7 protein-coding genes are annotated in these 6,740 nt (G+C 63.7%); 3 read left to right on the top strand and 4 right to left on the bottom strand.

Annotated features, from left to right (window positions below):
- The 3 genes from chrA to EOA32_RS31060 form a co-directional block, all read right to left on the bottom strand.
- Nucleotides 1-1,154: chromate efflux transporter (gene chrA, locus EOA32_RS31070; protein WP_128373755.1), on the bottom strand; the 1,154-nt coding region annotated here is incomplete at its 3' end.
- The gene (locus EOA32_RS31065) at nt 1,151-1,969 is read right to left on the bottom strand and encodes a sulfurtransferase/chromate resistance protein (RefSeq protein ID WP_128373754.1); all 819 of its coding nucleotides are present in this window, start codon (nt 1,967-1,969) and stop codon (nt 1,151-1,153) included. The genes EOA32_RS31065 and chrA, both read right to left, overlap by 4 nt.
- 166 nt (nt 1,970-2,135) lie before the next feature.
- The gene (locus EOA32_RS31060) at nt 2,136-2,924 is read right to left on the bottom strand and encodes a 3-hydroxybutyrate dehydrogenase (protein ID WP_128373753.1); all 789 of its coding nucleotides are present in this window, start codon (nt 2,922-2,924) and stop codon (nt 2,136-2,138) included.
- Between the two features lie 216 nt (nt 2,925-3,140).
- On the opposite strand from EOA32_RS31060, the gene EOA32_RS31055 reads away from it, so the two are divergent.
- Both EOA32_RS31055 and EOA32_RS31050 read left to right on the top strand, forming a co-directional pair.
- On the top strand, nt 3,141-3,923 hold the full coding sequence (locus tag EOA32_RS31055) for an acetoacetate decarboxylase (protein WP_128373752.1): 783 nt from the start codon (nt 3,141-3,143) through the stop codon (nt 3,921-3,923).
- Nucleotides 3,916-5,076: a patatin-like phospholipase family protein gene (locus EOA32_RS31050; protein WP_128373751.1), complete on the top strand. Its 1,161-nt coding sequence runs from the start codon at nt 3,916-3,918 to the stop codon at nt 5,074-5,076. Before EOA32_RS31055 ends, EOA32_RS31050 begins: the two co-directional genes overlap by 8 nt.
- 164 nt (nt 5,077-5,240) lie before the next feature.
- On the opposite strand, the gene EOA32_RS31045 is transcribed toward EOA32_RS31050, so the two are convergent.
- Entirely contained in the window at nt 5,241-5,774 is a 534-nt protein-coding gene (locus EOA32_RS31045) for a TetR/AcrR family transcriptional regulator (RefSeq protein ID WP_128373750.1), read from the bottom strand.
- A 147-nt stretch (nt 5,775-5,921) separates the two neighbouring features.
- Between EOA32_RS31045 and EOA32_RS31040 the strand changes: the two genes are divergently transcribed.
- Nucleotides 5,922-6,740, top strand: an 819-nt coding sequence (locus tag EOA32_RS31040) for an efflux RND transporter periplasmic adaptor subunit (RefSeq protein ID WP_128373749.1), incomplete at its 3' end; no start/stop codon positions are given.

Genomic DNA, 6,740 nt, shown 5'->3' with positions numbered 1-6,740 from the left:
GTGATGGCGCCGAGCGCCGCCGACAGTGCCTTGTTCTGCCGCAGCTGCTCGATGTAAGGCGCTCCGAGGAATATCCAGAAGAAGCAGGGCGCAAAGGTAGCCCAGAGCGTGAGCGCCGCCCCAAGCGACCCTGCAAGCAGAGGGTCGAGCGTGCCCGCATGGCGATAGGCGGCGGCGAAGCCAACGAATTGCAGCACCAGGATAAGCGGTCCGGGCGTCGTCTCGGCAAGTCCGAGCCCGTCGACCATTTCTCCGGGCGAAAGCCAGCCGAACGAGGTCACCGCGGCTTGCGCGACATAGGCAAGAACCGCATAGGCGCCGCCGAAGGTGACGACCGCCATCAGGCTGAAGAAGCCGCCGATCTGCGCCCATACGCTCCCCGCCCCTGCCAGCACGGCGATCAGCGCCACCGGTCCGAGCCAGATCGGCAGCCAGATGGCGATGGTCCGGGCTGCGTGCCATTTGGTCGGCACGGTGTGGCCGAGCTCGCCGCGCTCGAACATCAGGTCGACCACGCCGCCTCTGTCGGCGGCGGCGTTGCCCTTGCCGTGTGCCGAGCCCGAAAACAGCCCTGGTGCAAAGCGATTGCCGACCCAGCCAATGAGTCCCGCCGCAAGCACGATCAGCGGAAACGGCAGCTTGAGGACATAGATGGCGAGAAAGGCCGCCACCGCGATGGCCACCATGACCCGGTTCTTCAGCGCCCGCTTGCCGATGCGGATCACCGCTTCGACGACGACCGCCAGCACCGCCGCCTTGATGCCGAAGAACAGCGCCTCGATGACCGGCGCGTCGTTATAGAGCATGTAGAAACTGCTCAAGGCAAGCATGACCAGTGCGCCCGGGAGCACGAACAATGTCCCGGCGACGAGGCCGCCGGCCGTCCGGTGCAGCAGCCAGCCGATATAGACGGCAAGCTGCTGCGCCTCGGGACCCGGAAGAATCATGCAGTAGTTCAGAGCATGCAGGAACCGCTCCTCGCCGATCCAGCGGCGCTCCTCGACCAGTTCCTTGTGCATCAGGGCGATCTGCCCGGCCGGCCCGCCGAAAGAGAGCAGGCCGATCTTGGCCCATAGCCGCGTCGCTTCACTGAAGGTCGGCACAGCCGGGACACCGACCGGCTGCGCGGCGCTGTCCTTGGCAAGCACGGTCATTGTTGCTTACCCCCAGCCGGCCAGTTATGCGTCTCGTCCGTGGCGTCGCGGCACCAGCGGAAGAAAGCGTCATAGAGCAGCATGCCGGCTTCGAGCTGTTCCAGGTCGTCGCGGAACATGCGCGACAGGCCGAGCGACGCGGCGAGAAACCCGGCAGCCTGCGGCACCAGGTCGAGACGCGCTGTATCCGCGCCGCGCACGATCAGCGCCAGACGATCGAGCGCCTCGGTGCGCAGGCCGAACTCCTCGATCATCGTGTCGAAGGTGCAATGATTGCCGCGATGGCTCCAGAACACGCCTTCGATGTCGAAGGGCACCGCGGCGAAGCGGTCCGCGACCAGGGGCACCTCGGCCGGGTCGACGAACAGGAACACGGCGCCAGGATCGACAAATCGCCGGATCAGCCAGGGGCAGGCGATGCGATCGACCTTCGGCCGGGAACGTGTGACCCATACGGTGCGACCCTTCCCGTCGCGGGGCGGAATGGCGTCGGCCGCGACTAACGGCGCCTTGGCGGCGGCCCAGGCCGCGAAACCGCCTTCCAACGATTCCGCCGGAATGCCCTCGTGGCGCAGCCACGCGGCAACGCCTTGCGAGAGCTTCTCTCCGCGCTGGCAGATGACCACGATCTTGGATCCGGAGAAGTCGGCCCCCCAGGTCGAGACGGTTCTGAAGTCGCGCCGGTAAGAAGCCGGCAGCAGCCGCGGATCGGCTTGAAAGTCGTCGTCGATGCGTACGTCGACGAGACGAGGTGCATCCGGCAAGCCGACCAGTCGGGCAAGCTGCGGCACTGTGATCTGAGTTGTTGACGGCATGGCGTCCACCTCCTGAACGAAGAGAGTTTGGACGCGATCGTTGGGCTGACGCCTCACGGGGTCGTCGCGGGGAACCCCTTAGCCAGGATGCTGGAACGCTCCCCTACGATTGTCAAGAATTCTTGTCGAGGGAGGCGCGGCCCCGCACCTTCTTTGGAGGCTGCACTTACTGCGCCGTCCAACCGCCATCCATCGGCAGGGTTGTGCCGGTCATCTGCTTGGCCGCATCCGAGCACAGGAACAGCGCCAGTGCCGCCAGTTCCTCAACGCTGACGAACTCTTTGGTCGGCTGCGCGGCAAGCAGCACATCGTGCTTGACCTGTTCCTCGGTCATGCCGCGCGCCTTCATCGTGTCGGGGATCTGCTTCTCGACCAGCGGCGTCCAGACATATCCGGGCGCGATCGCATTGACGGTGATGCCATCCTGCGCGACTTCCAGCGCCACCGTCTTGGTCAGGCCGGCAATGCCGTGCTTGGCCGAGACATAGGCCGACTTGAACGGCGAGGCGACCAGCGCATGCGCCGAGGCCGTGTTGATGATGCGGCCCCATTTGCGGCTCTTCATGCCCGGCAGCACCGCCTTGATGGCATAGAAGGCGGCAAGCAGGTTGATGCGGATGATTGCTTCCCACTTGTCGTCGGGGAACTCGTCGATCGGCGCGACATGCTGGATGCCGGCATTGTTGACCAGGATGTCAAGGCTGCCGAACGCCTCCTCGGCCTCGCGGATCATGGCGGTGACCGCCGCGCCGTCCATCATGTTGGCGCCGGAATAGCGGCACTTGACGCCGAAATCCCTCTCGATGCCGGCGCGCTCCTTTTCGATCGCCGCGGCATCGCCCAGGCCGTTGATGGTGATGTTGGCGCCCTCGGCGGCAAAGGCGCGGGCGATTGCAAGGCCGATGCCGCTGGTCGAGCCAGTGACGAGCGCATTCTTGGAAGACAGGGAACCCATGGCAGATCTCGCACGTGGAGGGAGGGACTGTTGACCACATAGTTTGTGCGCCGCAACATAACAATGCCATGCCCGTATTTCGGTGCGATTACAATGTTGTGATGCAGTTCGAGCGACAGGAAGCTGGCGGTCCTAGGGCGTACATGGCACTGTCATGGTGCCGTGCAACATAATCCCTGTGCGTGTCGCGTGTGTCATTCCTGAAGGGTGAACAGCTTGGAAATCGCCGAAGTCGTGAAGCGCGCCTATGCGATGCCGCTTACCAACCCTTCCTTTCCGCCAGGCCCCTACCGTTTCTTCGACCGCGAATACATCATCATCACCTACCGCACGACGCGCGAGGCGCTGGAAGCCGTCGTGCCGAAGCCGCTCGAGATCGATGAGCCGCTGGTCAAGTATGAGTTCATCCGCATGCCGGATTCGACCGGCTTCGGCGACTATACCGAGACCGGTCAGGTGATTCCTGTGCGCTTCGGCGGACAACATGGCGGCTATGTCCATTCCATGTATCTCGACGACGACGCGCCGATCGCCGGCGGCCGCGAGCTCTGGGGATTCCCGAAGAAGCTGGCCAGCCCCAAGATCGTGCATGAGGGCGAAGTGGTGGTCGGCACCCTCCACTATGGCAGCGTGCTCTGCGCCACCGGCACCATGGGCTACAAGCACCGCGAGGCCGACCACGACCAGGTGCTCGCCTCGCTCGCCGCGCCAAACTTTCTGGTCAAGATCATCCCGCATGTCGACGGCAGCCCGCGCATCTGCGAGCTGGTCCGTTACTACCTCACCGACGTGACGCTGAAGGAAGCCTGGACGGCGCCGGCCGCGCTCGACCTTCGGCCGCACGTCATGGCCGACGTCGCCAAGCTGCCGGTAGTGGAGGTGGTCTCGGCCGTCCACTTCATCGCCGATCTGACGCTCGGACTGGGCGAGGTCGTTCACGACTATCTCGCCGGCCGGTCCGCGACCAGCGCAATCCAGCCGGAGAAGGCTCGTGCTTGAACGCACCCCAAAAAACACGGCAGCCGCCACCATCGAGGAAATAACGGCGCAATACGACCGCATCGCCCTGGTGTTCCAGGGGGGCGGCGCGCTGGGCGCCTATCAGGCCGGTGTCTATCAGGCGCTCTCCGACGCCGGCTGCGAGCCGACCTGGCTGTCCGGCGTCTCGATCGGCGCGATCAACGCATCGATCATCGCCGGCAACGAGCCGAGCCGGCGCCTGCAGCGGCTGGAGCAGTTCTGGCAGACGGTCTCGGGCCGGAAGATCTGGGCCTATACGCCCGAAGGCGACATCTATCGCGACATCCGCAACCGCACTTCTTCGTGGATGACGATGACTATGGGCCAGCCCGGCTTCTTCAAGCCACGCCATCCCAATCCCTGGTTCCAGCTGCCGGGGGCGGAAGGCGCTACCAGCTTCTACGACACCGCCGAGCTGAAGGACACGCTGGAAAGCCTGATCGACTTCGACATTCTAAACGACGGTAAAAAGCGGCTGAGTGTCGGCGCCGTCAATGTCAGGACCGGCAACTTCGTCTATTTCGACACCGACAAGGTGCGCATCGGACCGGAGCACATCATGGCGAGCGGCGCGCTGCCGCCGGCCTTCCCCTCGATCCGCATCGAGGGCGAGTACTACTGGGACGGCGGCATCGTCTCCAACACGCCGCTGCAATATCTGCTCGACCAGAAAGAGGACCGCACCTCGCTGGTCTTCCAGGTCGACCTGTTCAGCGCTCGCGGCGTGCTGCCGCGCGGCATGGCCGACGTGCTGTCGCGTCACAAGGACATCATGTATTCCAGCCGCACGCGCCAGAACACCGACAATTTCCAGCGCATCCATGCGCTGAAGATGAAGCTGCTCGATGCACTGAAGCGCGTTCCGCCGGAATTTCTGATAGAGGGCGAGAAGGAATTGATTGCCGACTATTCCGACGCCGGCGTGGTCAACATCGTCCACCTGATCTACCAGCACAAAGGCTACGAAGGCCACGCCAAGGACTATGAGTTCTCGGGCACCTCGATGCGCGAGCACTGGGAGATGGGCCTCGAGGACACCGAACGGACGCTGCGTCACAAGCAGTGGCTGATGCTGCCGACCAATGTCGAAGGCGTCGCCATCCACGACCTGCATCGCGAAGACCCGACCTGATACCTTTCATTCGGCAACTATGACCGCGCCGTCGGAAAAATCCGGCGGTCTTTTTGCGTACCGGTGAGCGCTCGCTCCACGCACTGGATACAAATGAAGAGAGCGCCGCGAAAGGCGCCGTCTTTGTCTCAGCGTCTTTGCCGCCGCTGATGTGAGCCTGCGACCTATCCGGCTATCTTGAGAAGCGAGGAAACCAGGAGCTTGTGCTCCTGCTGCGACAGCACGTCTGAATCGAAAAGATTCATGCTGCGTAGCCCCTCGATGGCGAGGAAACAAACCAGCAGCGAGCCGAGGTCGTCCGTTTCCCCCTTCAGCCTTTCGAACAGCTGCCGTTTGAACGCTTCGATCGGCGTGAGGAATTCCGGATCCTCGGCGATCGCGGAGAACATCCAGGAGGCCGAAGGTTTCGGCTTCTCGCAATCATCGGCCGAGAGCCGTATGTAGGCCGCGAGCGCGCTTTCATCGCTTGCCTCGGCCGTGCGTTCTTCGAGCGCCTGCTCGAAAGCACTGAGGTAATTCTCGACCAGCCCCTGCATCAGCTTGGCCTTGGTCGGGAAATTGTAGAGCAGACCGCCCTTCGACACGCCGGCCCGATTGGCGATGGCGTCGAGCGACAGGCTTCCCGGGCCCGCCTCGCGCGCCACGTCGGCTGCCGCTGCAAGTATCCTGTCGCGCGAGTTTGCCCTGCGAGCTTTCATCACGCCTTCCCTTACATTAGGCCTTGTGGAATTGACAAGACCGTCCAGACGGTACAGTAAGGCGCCCGCAATTTGAAATCGGGATTTATCGTCGATATGTGTCCCGGCAATTGACGTTGCCGGTTGCCGGCTCGAGGGGAACTATCCGTGAAGCGCTTCTTCATCATCACCGGAATTCTGCTGCTGCTCGCCGTGGTGTGCGCCGGCATCGTCGGCTTCAACCTGTTTCGCGACAATGCGATCAAGCAGTTTTTCGCCACCATGAAACCGCCGGCGGCGACAGTGTCGACCATCGTGGCGAAGCCTTCGAACTGGACGCCCGGCGTCGAGGCGATCGGCACCGTCAACGCCGTGCGCGGCGTCGACCTGACCGTCGAGACCGCCGGCATCGTCAAGGACATCCTCTTCCACGCCAACCAGAAGGTTGCGGCCGACGCTGTGCTTCTGCAGCTCGACGATGCCGTCGAGAAGGCCGATCTGGTGGCACAGAAGGCTCAGGCAGCATCCGACCAGGCGGCGCTGACCCGCGCGCTGGAATTGCAGCGGCGTGGCGTCGGCACCGACGCTACGCTTGATGCCGCGCGCGCGGCGGCGACCGCATCGGCCGCGCAAGTGAACAAGCTGCAAGCCGTGCTCGACCAAAAGCAACTCGCAGCTCCCTTCACCGGGACGGTCGGCATTCCGAAGATCGACATTGGCCAATATCTGGCGCCCGGCAACTCAGTCGTCACGATCCAGGATCTGGACACGATGCGGGTCGACTTCACCGTGCCCGAACAGCAGCTGCCGCTGCTGAAGATCGGCCAGACGGTGCGGATCGGCAGCAACGCTGCCGACATGTCCTTTGCCGGCTCCATCCGCGGCATCGATCCCAAGATCGACCCGGCAAGCCGGCTGGTGTCGATCCGCGGCGAGGTCGCCAACCCGGAGGGCAAGCTAACCCCGGGCCAGTTCGTGCAAATCCGC

Origin of the sequence: Mesorhizobium sp. M1A.F.Ca.ET.072.01.1.1 (genome assembly GCF_004023325.1) — a bacterium.
Taxonomy (GTDB): domain Bacteria; phylum Pseudomonadota; class Alphaproteobacteria; order Rhizobiales; family Rhizobiaceae; genus Mesorhizobium.
This window is presented reverse-complemented; position numbering and strand designations above follow the sequence as displayed.